The organism is Micrococcaceae bacterium Sec5.1 (assembly GCA_039636795.1).
In the GTDB taxonomy this organism is placed as follows: Bacteria; Actinomycetota; Actinomycetes; order Actinomycetales; family Micrococcaceae; genus Arthrobacter.
Map to the genome: position 1 here is coordinate 3366970 of CP143430.1, position 21648 is coordinate 3388617.

Below are 21648 nucleotides of genomic sequence, written 5' to 3' on the forward strand. Positions count from 1 at the left end.
ATTCCTTTCAGCATGAATTTTCAAGGGATCATTGCAAAGACGATCCCGTCCGAGTTTACCCGCCCCGGCCGCGGCTGAATCACCTGGCCTGGATCAGGCGGTGATGACCCGGACGTGCAGATCTTCCTCCGACGGCGACCAGCTGGCCGGGTCCGCGTCCACCTGCGCGCCGGACCGGATGTCCTTGACCTGGTGCTTGCCGTCATCGTCAGTGAACCAAACAAACGGAATTCCCCGACGATCCGCGAACTTGATCTGCTTGCCGAACTTTTCTGCCTTCGCAGCAACTTCAGTAGCAATACCGCGGCCGCGAAGCTGTGCCGCGACGTCCTGTGCTGCGGACCAACTGTCGTCGTTATTCAAAGCGACCAGGACAGCAGTCGGCACTGCCCTGGTAGCCGTGGCGAGTTCCTGGCTCAGGATCCGCGAGACAAGGCGGGTGACGCCGATGGACAAGCCGACGCCGGGGAACTTGCGGTTTCCCTTGCTGGCCAAGGCGTCGTACCGTCCGCCGGAACAAATCGAACCCAGTTGTTCATGGCCTACCAGGACAGTTTCGACGACGGTTCCCGTGTAGTAGTCCAGTCCACGGGCGATGCTGAGGTCAGCGACCACCTTGCCGGGTGCGCGCTGGACCGCAGCCTCAATGACCTGCTGGAGCTCGCTCAATCCTTCCTCGAGCAGGTCATCAGTCACCCCCAGGGCACGTACCTGGTCCACGAACGAGGTGTCCTCCGTGCGGATGGTAGCAAGCTTGAGCGCCAGTGCCGCCTGCTCATCCGAGGCGCCAAGCTCGCTCTTGAGCAGCTCAGCGACTTTGCCTTCGCCAACCTTTTCCAGTTTGTCGATGCTCCGCAGGACTCCGGCCGTATCGGTCAAGCCAATACCGCGGTAGAAGCCTTCAGCCAGCTTGCGGTTGTTGATCCGGAGGCGGAAGTCCGGAATCGGGAGGGCGCTCAGCGCCTCGGCGATGACCAACGCGATTTCGACGTCGTAGCGGAACGGCAACTCGCCATCGCCCACCACATCTATGTCTGCTTGGGTGAATTCGCGGGCGCGGCCTTCCTGCGGACGCTCGCCACGCCAGACCTTCTGGATCTGGTACCGGCGGAAGGGAAAGGCAAGATAACCCGCGTTTTCCACGACGTAGCGGGCGAAGGGAACAGTGAGGTCGAAGTGCAGGGCAAGCGCATTCGGATCGGCTTTGTCTGCCCTGTCCGTGGTGGTTGACCTGGAAGCTTCGTCTTCGTCGTCCTGCAGGCGGCTCAGCCCATAGACCTCTTTGTCGATCTCGCCTTTACGCAGCAACTGGCCGACCGTTTCAACAGCACGCGTCTCAATGGAGGAGAAACCGTGCAGCTCGAACGTCTTCCGGAGCGTGTCCAGCACATGGAGCTCCACCATCCGCTCCTGGGGAAGCCACTCGGGGAATCCGGACAGGGAGGCGGTACGTGCCATGGTGGATAAATCTCCTCGAAGAAAGCTGACTCAGGAATGAGCGCCGCAGCTTTAAAGGCCTTTTCGGCGATTATGGGGCGGGCGTCCAGCCGGTCATGCATAAACTATGTGCGGCAGCCAGTTTATGCTTTCCGCGCGTGCACATCTAATGCAGCATGCCCGGTCCCTGCAGGCGGCCGGCGAACGTGGACACAATCAGGAGGACTCTTGGCAACAAGGTCGCGGGATGACCGCGAAGCGAGACGCCGCATCCGGCAGATGGAAGCCAAGCGTGCCCTGCGGCAGGAACAAGGCAAGCGGCGCAAACGCGACAATACTGTTGCCATCGGCGCGGGCGCTGCCGCTGTGATCCTTGCGGTGGTGCTGCAACTGACAGTTTTCAGTTCCAATCCCACTGAGGCAGAGTTCGCCGCCGCAGAAGCCGGACTGAACTCCCCTTCGGCCTCACCTTCGGCATCCAACAGCGCAGACATACCCAGCCCGGACACCGCAGCCGGTAAAACCTTCACCGGGGAGCTTGCATTGAACAGCGGCGTTGTAGGAGTGGAACTGAACGGAACTGCTGCTCCCCAGGCGGCCGCCGTCATCAAGTCCCTCACCGATGCCGGCTACTACAACGGAGCCTTCTGCCACCGGCTTACAACCTCTGAGACGTTCGGCCTGCTGCAGTGCGGCGCCAAGTCCGAAGACGGCGCAGACGATCCCAACTACCGCTGGGGTCCGCTGGAGAACACACCAACGGACAACACATATCCGGCTGGAACAATCGCCGTTGCCCGCTCGGGAAACAACGCCTACGGCAACGGTCATCAGTTCTTCATTGTGTATAAGGACACCACAATTCCTGCGGACACGGCCGGTGGTTACACAGTGGTAGGCAAGGTCACCAGTGGCCTGGACGTGGTCACGAAAATCGCTGCTGCAGGCCTGAAACCGGGCGAAAACGCGACCGACGGCGCCCCTGTGGCACCTGTCACGATAGACTCGTTTTCTCTGAAGTAACCAGCCTTTGGCCCCGGTCCGGGGTGCAGTACCTTAGCAGTCCCTCCAAGCGAAAGACTTTTAGCGGTGACAGACAGTCAGAAATCCGACGAAACAGCAGTAGTGGCCAACCAAGACGCAGTCGAGGCAAACAGCCCGAACGGCACTGAGGCAGCACCTGCGGCTGAACAAACCCCCGCCGTTGCGGCCGACGAAACACCGGCAGCAACCGAAGCCCGTGCCGCAACCGAAGCCACTGCCGCTGCAGAAACACCTGCGGCAGAAGAAACGCTTGCAGAAGCAGCTGAGGTGGCACCTGCAGCGGAGGAAGCACCAGCGGCTGCGGCGGCACCGGCACCCGCAGCGGAGGAAAGCAAGCCTGCCGATTCGCGGCCCACGCCTTCCCCTGCTGCCTTCGCCGCGCGCCCCAAGGCGCCTGCCGCCGTCGTTCCGGCTGCACCCGCAGTGTCGGCCGCCTCGCTTGCTGAGGCAGCCAAGTGGGGGCGCGCCGAAGGCGATGGCCACGTATTCCTCACTTTGGATGGCGAAGAGATTGCCGTAGGCCAGTACCCGGGTGTTAGCCCTGACGAAGCTCTGGGCTACTTCGCCCGGAAGTTCGACGACGTCATTGCCCAGATAGTCCTGCTGGAACACCGCGTGGAATCCAAAGCACCGGCAACGGACATGCAGAAAACGGTCACCCACCTCCGTGAACAGCTCGCAGAGCGCAATATGGTGGGCGATATCCGTTCGGCCGAAGCACGCCTGGACACGCTGTCCGAGCAGATCGCCGAGCTGGAAAGGTCCGAGAAAGCAGCACATGAGGCAGTCCGCGCAAATGAGCTTGCCGCGCGAGAAGCCATTGTGGCGGAGGCGGAGAGCATCGCCGGCCAGGATCCTGCCCAGATCCAATGGAAGACGTCCAGTGCGCGAATGAACGAACTTTTCGAGACCTGGAAGGCTGCGCAGAAGAGCGGGGTCCGTCTTGGCCGGAGCAATGAAGACGCACTCTGGAAGCGCTTCCGCTCGGCACGCACTGTCTTCGATCGCCACCGCCGCGCGTACTTCTCGCAGCTGGACAGCAACAACTCTGCGGCCAAGGTGGCCAAGGAAGCATTGATCGCAGAGGCTGAGGCGCTTTCCTCTTCCACTGACTGGGGTTACGCCGCCGGGGAGTACCGCAGGCTCATGGATCAGTGGAAGGCCACCCCACGCGCCAGCCGCAAGGATGACGACGCGCTCTGGGGCCGTTTCCGCGCCGCGCAGGATGTGTTCTTCAGCAACCGGCAGGCTGCAAACGAGCAGATCGACCAGGAGTACACGGCCAACCTTGCAGTGAAGGAGCAGTTGGTAGCTGAGGCGCAGGCGCTGCTGCCGATCAACGATCTCAACGCAACGAAGAAGGCCCTGCAGTCCATTCGTGATCGCTGGGAAGATGCCGGTAAGGTCCCCAGGGCGGACATGGGCCGCATCGAGGCCGGTCTTCGCAAGGTGGAGGACGCGGTCCGCGAGGCCGAGGAGGAGAAGTGGCGCCGGAGCAATCCGGAGACCAAGGCCCGCACCAACAGCGCTTTGTCCCAGCTTGAGTCCGCTATTGCCGGGCTCAAGGAGGATCTGGAGAAGGCTGAAAAAGCCGGAGACCAACGCCGCATCAAGGCTGCGCGTGAAGCTCTTGAAGCACGTCAGGCGTGGCTGGACCAGATCCAGCGTTCAGCGAGCGACCTCGCCTGACCCAGCTTTGGGTTCATGGTGAGCCCACGTTTGTCTGCAGGCCCTGTACCGGTTATCCACATGCCCGGTACGGGGCCTGTACTGTTGCGGTCAGGACACGGAATGATCAATGAATGGTCCCACCCGTCACAGCCCCGCACCTGCTGGAGCCCGTTCTTCCCGAGCTCTATGCACCCAGCCGCATCTTCACTTGGCCTGAATTGCAAGGCATGGCGCTGGATGGCATCCTGCTTCCCTTATACGGGAGGAGCTACGCGTCGCCCGGGATTGCAGTCACGCCCCGCCTCAGGGCCCGTGCAGCTGCCCTGACTGTCCCGGACCGGATGCGGACCAAGGTGGTGGCGGGCAGGCTTACTGCGGCGTGGATCTACGGATGCGCCAGCCCTCCAGAGCGGTTATCACTCCTGGTGGATGCCAAGCATCGTATCTCCAGTGTGCGCAGTGCCCGGGGATGCAACCTCCATGAGGTCCGGCTCGGCCAGCTGGACGTTGTAAGCCTAGGTGGCATGCTGGTAAGCAGCCCCTTAAGAACAGCCGCGGACATCGCACTGCACGTCGAGTCGGATCAGGCCCTGCCGGCACTGCGGCGACTCCTGGACCACCCGGAGCTCGGCATCAGGCTACGTTTGCTCACCCTTGCCGTGGAGGCAGCGCCGCGGGTTCCCCACAAGAAGCGTGCGCTCGCTACGCTCGCACGGCTCTTGTCCCCGAACTAGCTCCTGCGCCTGTTACCCGTGGTGCGGTAAACGTCGAAGACCCCGTCAATACGCCGCACCGCGCTGAGGACATGGTGCAAATACTTTGGGTCACCCATTTCGAAGGCAAACTTGGAGATCGCCACCCTGTCGCTGGAAGTGTGCACCGAAGCCGCAAGGATGTTGACATGGTTTTCAGACAGGACTCGCGTGACATCGGACAAGAGTGACTTCCTGTCCAGGGCTTCCACCTGAATCTCAACGAGGAAGACACTGGACTGTGTTGGTGCCCACTCGACCTCGACGATCCTGTCCGGCTGGTCGCGCAACCCGGAGACGTTAGTGCAATCGGTCCTATGGACCGAGACGCCAGAACCGCGAGTGACAAATCCAAGGATCGGGTCAGGGGGCACAGGGGTACAGCACCGGGCAAGTTTGACCCAGACGTCTCCCACGCCGCGGACAATGACACCGGAATCGGAAAACTTGGATTTGGCAACCTGCGTGGGGATGCTGACCTCGTCAAGGTCCTCATCCGGGGTCTCGTGCCCACCCAGATGCTCTACGAGCTTCTCCATGACGGACTGGGCAGAGGTGTGGCCGTCACCCACTCCTGCGTACAGCCCGGAAATGTCAACGTAGTGGAAGTCCTCGGCGACGGCAGACAGAGCATCGTGAGTCATCAGTCGCTGCAGTGGGAGGTTCTGCTTTCGCATGGCCCGCGTCAGCGTGTCCTTGCCGCGGTCAATCGCTTCCTCGCGGCGTTCCTTGGTGAACCACTGGCGGATCTTGTTCCGGGCCCTTGCCGACTTGACGAAGTGCTGCCAGTCCTGGCTTGGACCTGCACCCTCCGCCTTTGAGGTGAAGATCTCGACCCAGTCGCCATGGTTCAGCTCGCTGTTCAGCGGCACAAGCTTGCCGTTAACACGGGCTCCAATGGTCCGGTGACCTACTTCCGTGTGAACCGCGTAGGCGAAGTCCACGGGAGTCGATCCAGCAGGCAAGGCCATGACTTCGCCCTTGGGCGTGAAGACGAAGACTTCCCGTGCGTTGATCTCGTACCGCAGGGAATCGAGAAATTCGCCCGGATCCGAGGTTTCCTGCTGCCAGTCCACCAAGGACCGCAGCCAACCCATATCGCCGTCGCGCGGGCTGCCAGGACCCACGGCGGTGCGGTTCGGCTGGTCCTTGTACTTCCAGTGGGCTGCGACGCCATACTCAGCCCGGCGGTGCATCTCATGGGTGCGGATCTGGATTTCCACGGGCTTTCCACCCGGGCCGATCACCGTGGTGTGAAGGGACTGGTACATGTTGAACTTCGGCATGGCGATGTAGTCTTTGAACCGCCCTGGAAGTGGGTTCCATCGCGAGTGCAAGGTACCGAGTGCCGCGTAACAATCCCGCACCGAGTCAACTAGGACGCGAACGCCCATGAGGTCGTTGATGTCGTCAAAGTCCTTATCGCGGACGATCATCTTCTGATAAATCGAGTAGTAGTGCTTCGGCCGGCCGGTAATGGTCGCCTTGATCCGCGCAGTCCGAAGATCATCGGCAATCTGGTTGCGGATAACACTGAGGCTCTTCTCGCGTTCGGGGGTGCGGTCCCCCACCATGCGGACGATTTCCTCGTACACCTTGGGGTAGAGCGCCGCGAAGGACAGATCCTCCAACTCCCATTTAATGGTGTTCATACCCAGGCGGTGCGCCAGGGGAGCGAAGATCTCCAGCGTTTCCCGGGCCTTGCGGGACGAGGATTCTGCAGAAACGAACCGCCATGTACGAGCGTTGTGGAGCCGGTCGGCAAGTTTGATCATCAGGACCCTGATGTCCTTGGCCATGGCCACGACCATCTTGCGGACTGTCTCCGACTGGGCTGCTTCGCCGAAGCTGACCTTGTCCAGTTTGGTCACGCCGTCCACGAGCATGGCCACTTCCGGGCCGAAGTCGCGGGTGAGGTCATTCAGGGTGTAGGGGGTGTCCTCCACCGTGTCGTGGAGCAACGCAGCGGCCAGGGTGGTTCCCGTCATTCCCAGCTCAGCAAGGATGGTGGCTACTGCCACCGGGTGGGTGATGTACGGATCACCACTCTTGCGCTTCTGCCCCTGGTGACTGCGCTCTGCAACCGCGAATGCGCGCTGAATGAGGTCGAAATCTTCTTTGGGGTTGTTGGCCCGCACCGTTCGAAGGAGCGGTTCCAGAATGGGCGAGTACGGCGCTACGCCCCGGCCGGTCAATCGCGCAAGCCGGGATCGCGTGCGCTCCCGCCTACCTGGAAAGGTAGGACGCACGCCGGGAGTGTCGACTGGAACCGTACCAGCAGTCCGTCCAGCCACGCTTGTTGCCGGAACCGTCACACCGTGGTGACTGTCCTCCCCGCCCGTCGGTGGTGCCGACGTCGCACGTTCTTCCACAGAAGTACCCCTCACGACCTATTTAATTCTTCCAGTCTATTCCCGCAGGCGAATGCTTCCGCAACCGGACAGCACATGACGCAGGCGCCGGCAAGTCAAAGAGAAAGGACCCCGCTGTAAAGCGGGGTCCTGCTCAAGGACGTAATGCCTGGTGGAAATAGTCTAAACAGTGGCCTCGGCCCGGCGGTGGGCCACTTTCTTGGCCTGCTTCACGAGGTCCGGCTCGCCCTGGCGCAGCCAGGCATAGAGCGGTGCCGCAATGAAGATCGTCGCTGCTGTTCCGATGAGGATTCCGACGAACAACGCCAGGGAAAGGTCCCGCAGCGTTCCAGCGCCCAACAGTCCGGCCCCGATGAAGAGAATTGCTGCAACCGGAAGGACGGCAACCATCATGGTGTTGATGGAGCGGACCAGGGTTTGGTTGACCGCAAGGTTGACCTCTTCACCGAAGGTCCGGCGCGTAGAGGTGGAAATGTCCGCTGTGTTCTCGCGGATCTTGTCGAAGACCACCACGGTGTCATACAGCGAATAGCTCAGGACAGTCAGGAATCCGATGATGGCCGACGGCGTCACCTCGAAATCACTCAGGGCGTAGACGCCCGCTGTGGTGAACATCGTGACGAGCATGCCCACCAAGGCAGAGAGTGACATCTTCCAGGTCCGGAAATACAGAGCCATGAGGACAGCAGCGAGGCCGACGAACACCACCAGCCCAATGAGTGCCTGGCGTGTGACGTCCTGACCCCACGTGGGACCAACAAAGTTTGATGTCACCTCGTTGTCCGTTACACCGTAAGCGGTGGTCAGGCCTTCTTTGATGCGGTTGGTCTCATCATCTGTCAGCTGGTCCGTCTGAATCCGCATGGTGTTGCCCGCCACGTTCGCAACGCGGGGAATGGCACCGGATACGACGTCATGGACAGCCTTTTCGCCCAGGCCGGCATCGGTGGTCTTCACGTTGGAAACGGTGAACTCCGAGCCGCCGCGGAACTCGATGCCGAGGTTGAAGCCGCCCTTCAAGACCGGGATCAGGATGGAGAGGGCCACAGCGACCGCAGCAATGATGAACCAGATCTTCTTGGAATCAACAAAGTTATAAGAGCGCTTGCCCGTGTAAAGCTCGTTGCCGAAGGTTGCGAAGCTCGTAGTCATTACTTCTCCTCCTTGGTGCCGTTGGAGGGACCGGTCAACTGGCCCTTCTCGGCAAGGCGCCGTTCGGCGATGGTCATGCGGCGTTCTGCTTCGGCTGCTGCACCCGTATTACGTGCACGGACAACGGCCGGTTTCTCAGCAGGTGTGCGGAGACGTCCAGCTCCCCGATACAACGGGATAGCTCCCAGACGGTCAGGTGACAGGCCGGAGAATCTGTGGCCTTCGCCAAAGAACCTTGTGCGGGCAAGGACCTGCAGCATCGGATGCGTAAACATGAACACCACGATGAGGTCAGCGACAGCCGTGAGGCCAAGGGTGAAAGCGAAGCCACGGACATTGCCCACAGCCACGAAATAGAGGACCAAGGCTGCCAGCAAGTTCACTGCCTTGGAGGCCAGCACAGTCCGCTTGGCACGCTTCCAGCCATTCTCGACGGCGGATACGAGCCCGCGGCCTTCACGAAGTTCATCGCGGATTCGTTCGAAGTACACAATGAACGAGTCGGCCGTCTGTCCGATGGCCACGATCAGGCCGGCAACACCTGCCAGGGACAGGCGATAGTTTTCAGTCCAACCCAGAATGGCGATGGCGAGGTAGGTCAAGCCACCGGCGACTACCAGGGAAGCGATGGTGACAAAGCCAAGGGCCCGGTACTGGAAGAGCGAGTACACAACTACCAACAACAGGCCGATGAGGCCGGCAAGCAGGCCGAGCCGGAGCTGATCGCCACCGAGCGTGGCAGAGATCTGTTCCTGGGACTGGATCTCGAAGGAGATCGGCAAAGCGCCGTAGCGGAGCTGGTCGGACAGTGCTTTTGCGGAGGCCTGGGTGAAGTTGCCCGTGATCTGCGGTTTTCCATCGGTGATGACTGCAAGCGACCTCGGTGCAGAGATGACCTTGTCATCAAGGACGATGGCGAATTGTGCCTTGGGGTCGTTGCCGCCCTGGGCAAGGGACGCGGTGTAGAACTGGTTGAGCCGCTCCGTGACTTCCTTGAACTTGGCGGTTGCCTCGGAGTTGAACGTGATGTTCACGCCCCAGGAGTTGGTCACCGATCCCTGTGCGCCTTGGACCTGCGAGAAGGAGGAGGAGCTGATGTCCTGGCCTTTGACCTCGACCGGACCAAGGATGTACTTGATGGCGGGAGTTTTGTCCGTTGCCGGTTCACAGGTCACCAGCGGCTTGGCCGGATCAGAACGTTCCCGCTTCTCAGTGGAAGGGTTGACGCAGTCCAGCGCCTCGAATTCCTTGTAGATCTCAGGAGTCACCCAGTTGGTATCGCTCGCGTTGGTGGGTTCCGCGGTGGGCTTGGGCAGCTTGTCATCCGGCGTACGGGATTCGACAGGGATGGCCGCAGGATCGGCCGCAGCGATCACCGGGCGGAAGTTCATGTCCGCCGATGCCTGGATGAGGTCACGGGTTTCCTTGGACGGAGTTCCCGGGAGGCTCACCACCACGTTCCGCCCCGACTGGGTGCTGATCTCGGCTTCGGCAACACCGGAGCCGTCCACACGCTGCCGGATGATGGCCACTGCCTGGTTGAGCTGTTCCTCAGTGATATCGCTGGAACCCTCTACGCGGGGGGCCAGAATCATCTGGGTGCCGCCCTCGAGGTCCAAGGCAAGTTTGGGAGCCCAGCTCGCATGGCCGGAAATGACTCCGCCACCCAGCACAGCGGTGAGTACAACGAATATTGCTCCAAGCCAAGTCAGCACCCTGCGGGCTGAGTTTTTGGGGCCGGTCCGTGCCATTATCGATCTTCCTTTTATCGCCGGACAGCCGCCGGCGGACGCTGGTAAGCGTCAGTCGGCGGCTTCCGCTGCCGTAGAAGTGTCCTTGCGCGGTGTTGCCGCGACTGACGGTGCTAGTTGTCCTTCTTGTCCTCGTTGTTGAGGCGCGCGATGGTTTCGTCCGGCGTTTCAGTCGCAGCGGGGGTCTCATCGGCAACGGTCAACGAAGAAGCGTCGTCCGGAACAACAGGGGCTTCCTCTTCAGCCTTTTCGACCACCTTGGTGACGGCCTGGCGGTGAACCGTAGCTTCGTTTCCGGGAGACAGCTCGATAACGACCTTGTTCTCAGCTTCATCGATGGACACGATGCGTCCGAAAAGACCGAAGCTGGTCATGACATCGACGCCCGGAGCGAACTTGGACTGCATCGCAGCCTGCTGCTGCTGGGTCTTCTTGTTGCGGCGGAACATCATGAAGACAAAGAGTCCAAGCATGACGAACAGCAATATGGTCATTGGATCCACAGGGAAGTTCCGTTCTTTACTTACGTTTTGGTTCACGGCAACGTCCCCGGCAGATCCTGCGGCCACGGGACGAAACCCGCATAGCAACGCGCTTCACCGCGAAGCGGGCGCATGGATCAAGGACTCGAACGTGCCGAGCGTCATACCAGTCTAGTGGGAAAAGCTGAATACAGCGTGTTAACCGATGGTATCTACGCTTTCAGCATGGTTTTCATCCTCGTCAAACAACGCAAGGGTCTCCTGACCGAATACGCCCGCAGGCACAGCATAACCAAGGTGTGTCCAGGCTGATGCCATGGCGATGCGCCCACGAGGTGTTCGCCCAAGCAGTCCTTCGCGCACCAGGAATGGCTCAGCCACGGTCTCCACCGTTTCGGGTTCTTCACCCACGGCAATGGCCAAGGTGGACAAGCCAACAGGGCCACCATTGAACTTGGTAATGAGGGCTTCGAGAACGGACCGGTCCAGCCTGTCCAAGCCACGCTCGTCTACTTCGTACATATCCAAGGCAGCTGACGCCGACCGGGCATCGATTTGCTCAATGCCATGAACGAGGGCCCAGTCACGGACTCGGCGCAGGAGCCGGTTGGCTATACGTGGTGTTCCCCGGGAGCGACCGGCGATCTCGGTGAAACCTGCAGAGTTTACCTTCAGGTCAAGAAGCCCGGCAGAGCGGCGGAGGACAAGTTCGAGTTCGGCCACCGAATAGAACTCAAGGTGCCCGGTGAAACCGAATCGGTCCCTCAAGGGGCCCGGAAGAAGTCCTGCACGGGTGGTGGCGCCTACCAGGGTGAAAGGCGGGAGCTCCAAAGGAATTGCAGTTGCGCCTGCTCCCTTGCCAACCACGATGTCCACGCGGAAGTCCTCCATGGCCATGTACAGCATTTCTTCTGCGGGCCTGGACATGCGGTGGATTTCGTCAAGGAACAGGACCTCCCCCTCCGAGAGCGAGGAAAGGATGGCCGCGAGATCCCCGGCGTGCTGGATGGCCGGTCCGCTGCTGATACGCAGCGGCGCGTTCATCTCCGCTGCAATGATCATGGCAAGTGTGGTCTTACCGAGTCCTGGAGGTCCGGACATCAGCACGTGGTCGGCGCTGCGGCCACGCATCTTCGAGGCTTCAAGCACCAAGGCAAGTTGCTTGCGGACCCGATGCTGTCCTACGAAGTCATGCAGGTTCTTGGGTCGGAGGGCAGCCTCAATGACCCGCTCTTCCGGTTCCTCTCCCCCGCTGACGAGTGACTGCTCAGCCACGGCTGCCTACGCGATTGCCGGCGCGGGCCCCGTCCTGGCCAAGCCAGCGCAGCGTAGCCCGAAGTATTTGGGCCACGTTACCGTCGTCGACAAGCTCGGGGGAATCGGCCATGGCTTTATCGATACTGCCGGCGGCGTCCTTCTCGGACCAGCCCAGACTGGTCATGGCAGCCACTACCTGGGGCTTCCATTCCACGGTAGTGATCACCGCAGGTGTTGTTCCTGTGCCCGTGCCGTGCGGGACCAACTTCCCGGCCAGTTCGAGGACAATACGGCCGGCCACCTTTGGCCCAATGCCGGGCACCTTGGTGAATGCCTTGCTGTCACCAGTGTGAGCCGCCACGCGGATGGCTTCGGGCTCGTGCACCGCAAGTACGGCCAGAGCCAGCCGCGGCCCGACGCCGCTCACGCTCAGCAGGACATCGAAAACCTCGCGTTCATCATCATCGGCGAAGCCGAACAACGTGAGGGAATCCTCACGGACGATCATGGAGGTGAAGAGCTTCGCCTCGGCACCTACTTTTAGGTGGCTCAAGGTCTGGGGTGTAGCGAAAACGCTCATTCCCGCGCCGTTGAGGTCGATCACGGCGGTCGACAAGCCAACGTGGGCAACTGTTCCACGGAGAAAACTGATCAAGACCCGGCTCCTGAGGTACTGCCTGCTCGGCTCCCATGGATTCATGGCACCAAGCGGACTATCCGAACATATCTACGAATACCCTAGCAAGGGGTACTGACGATCACCGCGCACGGCGCGCTTTCGCTTCGGCTTCCGCCCAGGCCCGCTGAGCCGGGGTGAGGGAACCCGTGCCCGTGTTCCCGCCGATTCCACCCATGCCGCTCCCTGCCCGCCAAGCATGCGTCAGGGCCAGGGCGAGGGCGTCTGCGGCGTCAGCGGGCTTGGGCGGGGCATCGAGCCGGAGGATTTTCGTGACCAGTTTGGTGACCGCGTCCTTGTTGGCAGTACCACTTCCGGTGACGGCGGCTTTGACTTCAGAGGGCGTGTGCAAGGCGACAGGAATGCCGCGACGCGCGGCCGCTGCGATGACAACGCCGGAGGCTTGGGCCACGCCCATCACAGTGCTGACATTCATCTGCGAAAAAACGCGTTCGACGGCGACGACGTCCGGCTCGTGCAGGTCCAGCCACTCGTCGATGGCTTGTGCGATGACCAAAAGCCGCTTGTCCAGCGTCAGCTCAGCTGAGGTCCCCACCACACCAACAGCCACCATGGTGGCCCGGCGGTTCCGTTCGATATCCACTACACCGATGCCGCAACGGGTGAGGCCCGGATCGACTCCCAATACGCGAAGAGTCAAGTCCGGGCCTCCTTGTTTGTTGTCAAAATAAAGGTTCTGCCCTGCCTAGTCGGCGTCGAGGGCAGCCTGTACTTCCTCGCTGAAGTCGGCGTTGCTGTAGACGTTCTGGACGTCATCCAGGTCTTCGAGTGCGTCCACGAGTTTCATGAATTTCCGGGCACCATCAATATCCAGGTCCACTTGCATGGAGGGCACGAATTCAGCTTCATCGGATTCGTACTCGATGCCGGCATCCTTCAAGGCGTCACGGATGGCCTGCAGATCGGAGGGCTCGGAATGCACTTCCCAGTTCTCGCCACTGTCCTTGACTTCCTCTGCGCCGGCGTCCAGGACGGCCATCAGGATGTCATCCTCGCTCAGCCCATTCTTTGGCAGCACCACGACGCCCTTGCGGGTGAACAGGTAGCTGACCGAGCCGGGATCTGCAATGGTGCCACCGTTGCGGGAAATCGCGAGTCGAACCTCGGAAGCCGCACGGTTCTTGTTGTCGGTCAGGCACTCAATCAACAACGCCGAGCCCTGGGGGCCACGGGCTTCGTACATGATTTCGGTGTAATCGACCACTTCGCCTGTGAGGCCGGCGCCACGCTTGATGGCGCGGTCGATGTTGTCGTTGGGAACCGAGGTCTTCTTCGCCTTGGTAACCGCGAGTTCCAGGCCTGGGTTGCCGGCGAGGTCCGGGCCGCCCATGCGCGCAGCAACTTCGATGTTCTTGATCAGCTTTGCGAACGACTTTGCACGCCTGCTATCAATGATGGCTTTCTTGTGCTTGGTAGTCGCCCATTTGGAGTGGCCTGACATGCTTTACGCTTCTCCTCTGATCATTCGAATAAAGAGTTCATGCACGCGCTTCTCACCTGTGACTTCCGGATGGAAAGAGGTGGCCAACAGCTGGCCGGAGCGCACTGCAACAATTCTAGCCAATCCGTGCAAAGTGGCGGTGTGGCTGGCATGCTCCGGATCAACCTGAGCCAGGACTTCGACTCCTGGGCCAACCCGTTCCACCCAAGGTCCACGGATGAAGACTGCGTGCACCGGATCCACGCCGGACTCCCCTGCGCTGAACTCGAGTCCTTTGAAATCGAGGTCCGTTTCAAAGGACTCGCGCTGCCGCCCGAAGGCATTGCGGCGCACGGTGATGTCCAGTCCACCGAAGGTCTGCTGGGGGTTTCCGTCCAGATCAGTAGCGGGATCGGCAATCTCATCGGCAAGGAGAATCATGCCGGCACAAGAGCCGTACACGGGAAGGCCTTCGGCGATACGCTTCCGCAGCGGGTCCGCGAGTTCAAAGATCCTTGAAAGTTTGTCGATCGTGGTGGATTCCCCACCCGGGATGATGAGGCCGTCAACGTCATCCAGCTCTGCGGGCCGACGGATGCCCACACCCGTGGCGCCTGCGGCTTCCACTGCGTGGATGTGCTCACGGAAGTCGCCTTGGAGGGCCAGTACGCCGATCCGGAGTCCTGCACCCACGCGTGATGAAGCGTCGGAAAGGGGGTTGGTCATTAGCCCATCATAGTGGTCCGGCCAGGCAATCTCCTCCCCGAGGCCACCCCGGAGGACAAGCGGGAGTGCCAGCAGGAGAAGCCTCCAGGCCAAGTTCCATGCCTTAACTGGGATATATTACAGAGCATGTTTTCCTTCAGCGTTCCCCTCGGCAAGCTGGTCCGCACACTGTCCCGGCTCCGGGGTGGCGGCTCTGCTTTCCCCGGCCTGGTGGTTGAAAAAATCGATCCTGGTTTCATGCAGAGAACGCTGTCCGGCCTTCCCCATGGTGTGGCGGTTGTCAGTGGCACGAACGGAAAGACGACAACCACCAAAATGGTGGTCGAGCTGCTGGAAAGCCAGGGCCTGAAGGTCTTCACCAACCGCACAGGCAGTAACTTCACCCGGGGCGTAGCCGCCTCCCTCCTCGGCGATGTTGACTGGCGTGGCCGGCTCGACGCCGACGTCGCCATCCTCGAACTGGACGAAGCACATGCCGTGCATTTCGTGAACAAGGTCCCGCCCCGTTTCAGCCTCTTGCTGAACGTCCTCCGCGACCAACTTGACCGGTTCGGCGAGATCGACAAGACCGCCCGATTGCTCGAACACATCGCCCAGAAAACCACGGATACCGTGGTGCTGAACCGTGAGGACCCCCGTGTGGCACGCATCGCCAACACCCTCAATGCTCCGGGGGCCCTCCACCATCCCAGCGTCCGCTATTTCGGCCTCGATGAATCGCTGCGCAGCACATTTCCCAACGACGACGATATGCGGACCGCCACCACGGGCCCCTCGTCCCCGAACACACCGGCACCCGGCACCGCAGGTGAGGTACCCGCGGGCCCTGCTGCCGACGTCGTACTCCGCCGCGTGGGTGCCCAGGACGCTGACTTTGAGTTCGACGGCGGAACAGTCACCACGGGCATGAAGCTGCGGGGTGTTTACAACATCTTTAACGCGGCGGCCGCGCTCTCCCTGGCCAGGGCGATCCTGGGAACCGGAGCGGTCGACACTCCCAAGCTGGTCAAAGCGCTCGGTGATGTGGCTCCTGCTTTCGGGCGCGGCGAAAGCCTCACCGTGGATGGCCAGCCGTTGGAACTTGTGCTCGTTAAGAATCCCAGTGGCTTCCGGCTCGGCCTGAAGTCCTTCCCTGCCGGCGGATACGCCACGATGATCGCCATCAACGACAATTATGCAGATGGCAGGGATATGTCCTGGCTCTGGGACGTTGACTTCGAATCACTCAGGGAAGCTGGCGTCGAGGTCCTTACCGGCGTCCGCGCCTACGATATGGCCCTGCGCCTGCAATACGACGAGGTCCGCTTCGGTACAGTCGAGACCGACATCACCGCGGCCCTGCATGCATTTATCGACGGCTCGCGAGGCAAGCCCAAGCGGATTTTCTGCACGTACACCGCCATGCTCGCGATCCGTCGCGAACTGGCCAAAATCACCATAGTTGAGGTGGTCTCATGACCTCGGAAGCACAGCCCACCAAAGGAACCGTCCGCGTCCTGCAGCTGTACCCGCGGGACATGAATATTTACGGCGACTGGGGCAATGCCCTGGTCCTGCAGAAACGAATCAAGTGGCATGGCTACACGCCGGAGCTGCTTGAGTACAACGTCGGCGACGACTTTCCCGAGGACATTGACATCATCGTGGGCGGCGGCGGGCAGGACAGCGGCCAGCTGGTTATTCAGGATGATCTGCAGGCACGCGCCGATCATTTGCGGGAGCTCGCGGACGAGGGCGCACCAATGCTGGTCATTTGCGGTCTCTACCAGCTTTTCGGAAAGTTCTTCAAGACCAGCGCAGGCCCTGTCATTCCCGGGATCGGTATCCTCGACGTCGAAACGCACGGCACGGATGAGCGGCTGATCGGCAATGTCACACTCAAGTCCTCCGAATTCGGGGACGTTCTGGGGTATGAGAACCATAGTGGGCAGACCACCCTGGGCCCCGGCGTCCAACCGTTGGGGACAGTTACCAAGGGTGCAGGGAACAACAGCAAGGACGGTCACGAGGGAGCCCGCTACCGCAACGTGGTGGCCAGCTACCTGCACGGTTCGCTGCTGCCCAAGAACCCGGCGATCGCCGACTTCCTGATCCGGACGGCCGTGGAACGCAAGCATGGCACTTTCGTGCCTGGAACGCCCGACGACGACTATGCCCGCCTCGCGCGGGAGCACGCCGCCCGCCGCCCACGCTAGTCGGGTGGTGGCTCGACTACCTGCTGACCTTACTTCTCCTTGGTAATGAGCAACTCGTGGGCGCCGGCAGTTGCTGCCCCCATCGACTCAACCACAGTCTTGGTGCGCTCGTGGGTCTCTGCATCAGCTGCCGGCGAAGCGCAGACTCCTTGGGGTGCATCGCTGGCCACTGAGCACCAACGGTAGGGATCCCGGACAATCACTGACGGCGCCCATGCGAGATCCGAGGCGGTCCAAACACCGGCCGCGTTCTGGCTGAACTGTGCACGGACCAGAAGTCCTTCATTGTTGACCACATACCAGGGCGACAATTCCGTCACGCCGTTGCCCAATCCGTAGACAATCCACGTGCCCTTGTAGTTTTCGATCGGCAGCACCGAGTGCGTGTGGTGTCCATAAATCATGGTGAATTGGCCGCTGTCCACCAAGGCGTGGGCGACTTCCTGTTGTTGGGCATTGGCCTCGCTGGCGTACTCATCACCGGCGTGCATGACTCCCAGCACGATGTCGGCCCCTAGCGCACGGGCCTTTGTGGCCTTCGCAATCATGACCGTGGGATCAAGCTCGTCCACAAGCCACGGGTACTCCGGAATCTGCCCGTTGTGGCCGTAGGTGCCAGCAATGACGGCTACTGTTGCGGCGCCTGTTTTGAGCATCAGGATTTCCTGTGATGCAGCTTCAGTCCGGTAGGAACCAGTGTGCTTGAGCCCGGCAGCATCCAGCGCATCCAATGTCCGGAGCAACCCTTCCGTCCCCCGGTCTATGGTGTGGTTGCTGGCTGTGGTGCAGGCTTGGTACCCCACATCCTTGGAGGCGGTAACGATCTGCGGCGGGACATTGAAGGACGGGTACGCGGAGAACGGACCATCCGGCGTGGCAACGGGCGTTTCCTGATGGCAAATAGCGAGATCGCTGTTCCGGATGTAGCGGCGCTGGCCTTCGAGGAGCGGTATGAAGGTGTAACCAGGCTGCCCTGCGGCAGCAGCATCGGCGCGGGCCTGCTGCCACAACTGTGTATGGATCAGCATGTCGCCCGTGACAGTGATGGAAGTACAACGCAGCTCGGAACAAGCAGGCCCCTTGCCCGGGGTTGGCGTAGGAGTCGGCGTTGGGGTGGACGCAGGAGACGCGGGGGCAGTAGCGGCGCTGCTTTGCTCCCGGGAGTCGTTCTCTGCGATTACTCCGCAGGAGCCCAAGGACATGGCAAGCACTGAGGCGGCCAACAGGGCGCCCGTTCGCAGTGGACTCTTGCGGCGGCTGTGAGCCCGACGACTTGCGGAAGATGTGATGTTCCCCATAACGGCAATCCTACGGCGCACGACGCGCGGGATTCTGGCGAGCCGCCCTTGAGGACACGATTCTTAAGTGAAAGAGTCCCTTCATGACGAATCCGCTTTTGAGTCCCAGTCCCCTGCCGTTCGGCTTGCCACCCTTTGAAGCAATCAGCACCGAGGACTACGCCGAAGCCGTGGACGCGGGACTGGACGAACACCTCCACGAGATCCAGCAGATGGCGGCGAACCCTATGCCGGCGACTTTCGAGAACACGGTCTTGGCCATGGAAAGGTCCGGGCGGTTGCTGGACCGGGCCTCGGCGTCGTTCTTCACGCTTGTATCGGCCGATGCGTCGGAGGCGATCAGGGAGTTGGAGACTGGCCTCGCACCCAAGTTTGCCGCACATCAAGACGCCGTCTACATGAACCGTGACTTATACGAACGCTTCAATGCCATCGACAGCGCCAGCCTCAATGATGAGTCTGCACGCTTGGTCCAGGAATACCTCAAAGAGTTTCGGCAGTCCGGCATTCAACTTGACGACGACGGCCAGGCGCGGCTTCGGGAAATCAACGCCGAACTCTCGCGTCTGGGCACTGAATTCGGCCAGCGCGTCAAGGAGGCGATCAAGGCTGCCGCTATTCTCCTCGACGACGAAGCCGACTTGGCCGGCATGTCTCCCGAAGATGTCGCTGGCGCTGCCGAAGCCGCAAAGGCCGCCGGGCACGATGGTCAGTTCCTCTTGACGCTGATCCAGCCAAGCAACCAGCCTGCCCTCGCCTCGCTGGAAAACCGGACCGTTCGGCGTCGCCTGTTTGAAGCGTCCATCGCTCGAGGCACCGACGGCGGAAACCTGGATGTCCGTGATCTGGTGACGGCAACGGTCCGCTTACGCGCGGAGAAAGCCGGCCTGCTCGGCTTTCAAAACTTCGCGGAACTCGTAGTGGACCAGCAGACGGCCCCGGACTGCACGGCCGTGCAGGCAATGTTGGGCCGGTTGGCACCTGCAGCCGTCCGTAACGCCCAAGCCGAAGCCGAAGCTTTGGCCGAGTCCGCCGGCCATCCACTGGAGCCTTGGGACTGGGCTTACTACTCCGCCCAGGTTCGGCGGGAAAGGTACCAAGTGGATGAACAGGCCATCAGGCCCTACTTCAGCCTCGAAACTGTCTTGGCTGACGGCGTTTTCTTCGCAGCGACCCAGCTCTATGGCATCACGTTCCATGAGAGGCCGGATCTGGCCGGATACCATGAGGACGTCCGGGTATGGGAGGTCAGAAACGAGGACGGCAGCGCTCTGGGCCTCTTCCTTGGGGACTATTACACGCGCGAATCCAAGCGCGGAGGAGCCTGGATGAACTCGCTCGTGGAACAGTCCCGGCTCCTTGGCACGCAAGCCGTAGTGATCAACAACCTCAACATCACCAAGCCGGCGCCAGGCGAACCTGCTCTCCTGTCCCTGGACGAGGTCCGGACTGTCTTCCACGAATTCGGGCATGCGCTCCACGGACTATTCTCCGACGTGGAGTATCCGCGGTTCTCCGGAACGTCCGTGCCTCGGGACTTCGTGGAGTACCCGTCCCAGGTCAACGAAATGTGGATTATGTGGCCAGAGGTATTGACCAATTACGCACGCCACCATGCCACGGGAGAACTGCTCCCGCAGGACATCGTGGACAAAATCAACGGATCCCTGCTGTGGGGTGAGGGATTCGCCACCACTGAATACCTCGGAGCAGCATTGCTGGATGTGGCGTGGCACGTGATGGCAGAGCCGGAAGTTCCGGACGACGTCCTTGCCTTTGAAGCCAAGGCGTTGGCCGACGCCGGCATCGCCCACCCGCTGATTCCGCCGCGCTACCGTACCGGCTACTTCCAGCACATCTTCGCAGGCGCCGGTTATGCGGCTGGCTATTACTCCTACATCTGGAGCGAAGTCCTGGATGCGGACACCGTTGAGTGGTTCAAGGAAAACGGCGGCCTCACCCGCGCAAACGGCGACCGGTTCCGTTCGGAGCTGCTCGCCCGCGGAAACAGCCGGGATCCGCTGGAATCCTTCCGTTCATTCCGAGGCCGGGACGCCGACCTTGGCCCCCTGCTAAAGCGCCGGGGACTCAACTAACCCCAACACCCCAGAAACGGAACGGTGGGCGCCGATCCGGCAGCGTGCGTAAAAGGGCCCCCGCCCCAGCCCACCGCCAAAATGGCGGCAGCGAGAGCGGGGAATAGCACGCAGAGGATCGGCGCCCACCGGGCGCAATAGGACCTACCAGCCGCGCTCTGCCAAGCGGTGGGGCTGCGGGATTTCGTCGACATTGATGCCGACCATCGCTTCGCCCAGGCCGCGGGAGACCTTGGCGATGACGTCGGGATCATCGTAGAACGTGGTGGCCTTCACGACGGCGGCAGCGCGCTCGGCGGGGTTGCCGGACTTGAAGATGCCCGAACCGACAAACACGCCATCGGCGCCGAGCTGCATCATCATCGCAGCGTCAGCCGGGGTGGCGATGCCACCAGCGGTGAACAGCACCACCGGGAGCTTGCCGGTGGCGGCGATTTCCTTGACCAGCTCGTACGGGGCCTGCAGTTCCTTGGCCGCAACATACAGCTCGTCTTCGGGAAGTGCGGCCAGCTTGGCGATCTCGGAACGGATCTTGCGCATGTGCCCTGTGGCGTTGGAAACATCGCCGGTACCCGCTTCGCCCTTGGAACGGATCATCGCCGCGCCTTCGTTGATGCGGCGCAAAGCCTCACCAAGGTTGGTGGCGCCACAGACGAAGGGAACGGTGAAGTTCCACTTGTCGATGTGGTTCACGTAGTCGGCCGGCGTCAGGACCTCGGACTCGTCGATGTAGTCCACACCGAGGGACTGCAGGACCTGGGCTTCGACGAAATGGCCGATGCGGGCCTTGGCCATGACCGGGATGGACACGGCAGCGATGATCTGATCGATCATGTCCGGATCTGACATGCGGGACACGCCACCCTGGGCGCGGATATCGGCGGGTACGCGCTCGAGCGCCATGACGGCGACGGCACCGGCGTCCTCGGCGATGCGGGCCTGCTCGACGTTAACGACGTCCATGATGACGCCGCCCTTGAGCATCTCCGCCATGCCCCGCTTAACGCGGCTGCTGCCCGTGACGCTGTTCGCGGACGAACCGGCTTCGTTGCTTACATCTGGTGTAGACACAAAAACCCCTATGGGTAGATAAACGACCTTTTCGCCGGTGGCTCGCGCAGCCACACGACCGCAGTCAGCGCACACCGGGTTTTCAGGTCAAGGTGACCAAGTACTAGTAATACTAGTCGCACGTTGCCCGGTGGCTGTACATTCATTACCGCATTCGGGGGCCAAGAAGAGGGCGACTATAGGACACCTGCACAACTGCCGCTGCTGGGCTCTGGTCACATGCCAGT

At 61.4% G+C, this 21648-nt stretch carries 18 protein-coding genes; 6 read left to right on the forward strand and 12 right to left on the reverse strand.

The features are described from left to right. Positions 1–93: 93 nt before the first annotated feature. Positions 94–1458, reverse strand: a complete 1365-nt coding sequence (gene hisS, locus VUN82_15290) for a histidine--tRNA ligase (protein XAS70480.1) — start codon at positions 1456–1458, stop codon at positions 94–96. A gap of 207 nt (positions 1459–1665) precedes the next feature. Between hisS and VUN82_15295 the strand changes: the two genes are divergently transcribed. The 3 genes from VUN82_15295 to VUN82_15305 all read left to right on the forward strand — a co-directional run bounded on the left by VUN82_15295 (position 1666) and on the right by VUN82_15305 (position 4886). Then, a complete protein-coding gene (locus tag VUN82_15295; GenBank protein XAS70481.1) occupies positions 1666–2460 on the forward strand; it encodes a peptidylprolyl isomerase in 795 nt (264 codons plus the stop codon). A 66-nt stretch (positions 2461–2526) separates the two neighbouring features. After that, positions 2527–4170 carry a DUF349 domain-containing protein gene (locus tag VUN82_15300; GenBank protein XAS70482.1) on the forward strand — a complete coding sequence of 548 codons (1644 nt, stop codon included), beginning with the start codon at positions 2527–2529 and terminating at the stop codon, positions 4168–4170. Positions 4171–4283: 113 nt separating this feature from the next. After that, positions 4284–4886, forward strand: coding sequence for a hypothetical protein (locus tag VUN82_15305; GenBank protein ID XAS70483.1), 603 nt, complete (start codon positions 4284–4286; stop codon positions 4884–4886). On the opposite strand, the gene VUN82_15310 is transcribed toward VUN82_15305, so the two are convergent. The 9 genes from VUN82_15310 to pdxT all read right to left on the reverse strand — a co-directional run bounded on the left by VUN82_15310 (position 4883) and on the right by pdxT (position 14761). Further along, positions 4883–7276, reverse strand: coding sequence for a bifunctional (p)ppGpp synthetase/guanosine-3',5'-bis(diphosphate) 3'-pyrophosphohydrolase (locus tag VUN82_15310; protein ID XAS74695.1), 2394 nt, complete (start codon positions 7274–7276; stop codon positions 4883–4885). The genes VUN82_15305 and VUN82_15310 overlap by 4 nt on opposite strands. A gap of 162 nt (positions 7277–7438) precedes the next feature. Next, on the reverse strand, positions 7439–8428 hold the full coding sequence (gene secF / locus VUN82_15315; GenBank protein XAS70484.1) for a protein translocase subunit SecF: 990 nt from the start codon (positions 8426–8428) through the stop codon (positions 7439–7441). Further along, entirely contained in the window at positions 8428–10179 is a 1752-nt protein-coding gene (gene secD / locus VUN82_15320) for a protein translocase subunit SecD (protein XAS70485.1), read from the reverse strand. The genes secF and secD overlap by 1 nt, the downstream gene beginning before the upstream one ends. 113 nt (positions 10180–10292) lie before the next feature. Next, on the reverse strand, positions 10293–10673 hold the full coding sequence (gene yajC / locus VUN82_15325; protein ID XAS74696.1) for a preprotein translocase subunit YajC: 381 nt from the start codon (positions 10671–10673) through the stop codon (positions 10293–10295). A 186-nt stretch (positions 10674–10859) separates the two neighbouring features. Next, on the reverse strand, positions 10860–11936 hold the full coding sequence (ruvB, locus tag VUN82_15330; protein ID XAS70486.1) for a Holliday junction branch migration DNA helicase RuvB: 1077 nt from the start codon (positions 11934–11936) through the stop codon (positions 10860–10862). Next, complete coding sequence (gene ruvA / locus VUN82_15335; protein XAS70487.1) at positions 11929–12573, reverse strand: Holliday junction branch migration protein RuvA; 645 nt, start codon at positions 12571–12573, stop codon at positions 11929–11931. Before ruvA ends, ruvB begins: the two co-directional genes overlap by 8 nt. A gap of 103 nt (positions 12574–12676) precedes the next feature. Then, positions 12677–13255, reverse strand: coding sequence for a crossover junction endodeoxyribonuclease RuvC (gene ruvC / locus VUN82_15340; GenBank protein XAS70488.1), 579 nt, complete (start codon positions 13253–13255; stop codon positions 12677–12679). 45 nt (positions 13256–13300) lie between these two features. Continuing rightward, positions 13301–14056 (reverse strand): YebC/PmpR family DNA-binding transcriptional regulator, encoded by a 756-nt coding sequence (locus VUN82_15345; protein ID XAS70489.1) that lies wholly within the window; start codon positions 14054–14056, stop codon positions 13301–13303. A 3-nt stretch (positions 14057–14059) separates the two neighbouring features. Further along, complete coding sequence (gene pdxT, locus VUN82_15350; protein ID XAS70490.1) at positions 14060–14761, reverse strand: pyridoxal 5'-phosphate synthase glutaminase subunit PdxT; 702 nt, start codon at positions 14759–14761, stop codon at positions 14060–14062. A 126-nt stretch (positions 14762–14887) separates the two neighbouring features. On the opposite strand from pdxT, the gene VUN82_15355 reads away from it, so the two are divergent. Beyond that, complete coding sequence (locus VUN82_15355; protein ID XAS70491.1) at positions 14888–16219, forward strand: MurT ligase domain-containing protein; 1332 nt, start codon at positions 14888–14890, stop codon at positions 16217–16219. After that, on the forward strand, positions 16216–16956 hold the full coding sequence (locus VUN82_15360) for a glutamine amidotransferase (protein XAS70492.1): 741 nt from the start codon (positions 16216–16218) through the stop codon (positions 16954–16956). Before VUN82_15355 ends, VUN82_15360 begins: the two co-directional genes overlap by 4 nt. Positions 16957–16985: 29 nt before the next feature. On the opposite strand, the gene VUN82_15365 is transcribed toward VUN82_15360, so the two are convergent. Continuing rightward, positions 16986–18158, reverse strand: coding sequence for a CapA family protein (locus VUN82_15365; protein XAS74697.1), 1173 nt, complete (start codon positions 18156–18158; stop codon positions 16986–16988). Positions 18159–18337: 179 nt separating this feature from the next. Between VUN82_15365 and VUN82_15370 the strand changes: the two genes are divergently transcribed. After that, positions 18338–20350 carry a M3 family metallopeptidase gene (locus VUN82_15370; GenBank protein ID XAS70493.1) on the forward strand — a complete coding sequence of 671 codons (2013 nt, stop codon included), beginning with the start codon at positions 18338–18340 and terminating at the stop codon, positions 20348–20350. Between the two features lie 144 nt (positions 20351–20494). Here the strand turns inward: VUN82_15370 and pdxS are convergent, their stop codons facing one another. After that, complete coding sequence (gene pdxS / locus VUN82_15375) at positions 20495–21421, reverse strand: pyridoxal 5'-phosphate synthase lyase subunit PdxS (protein ID XAS70494.1); 927 nt, start codon at positions 21419–21421, stop codon at positions 20495–20497. Between the last annotated feature and the right edge of the window lie 227 nt (positions 21422–21648).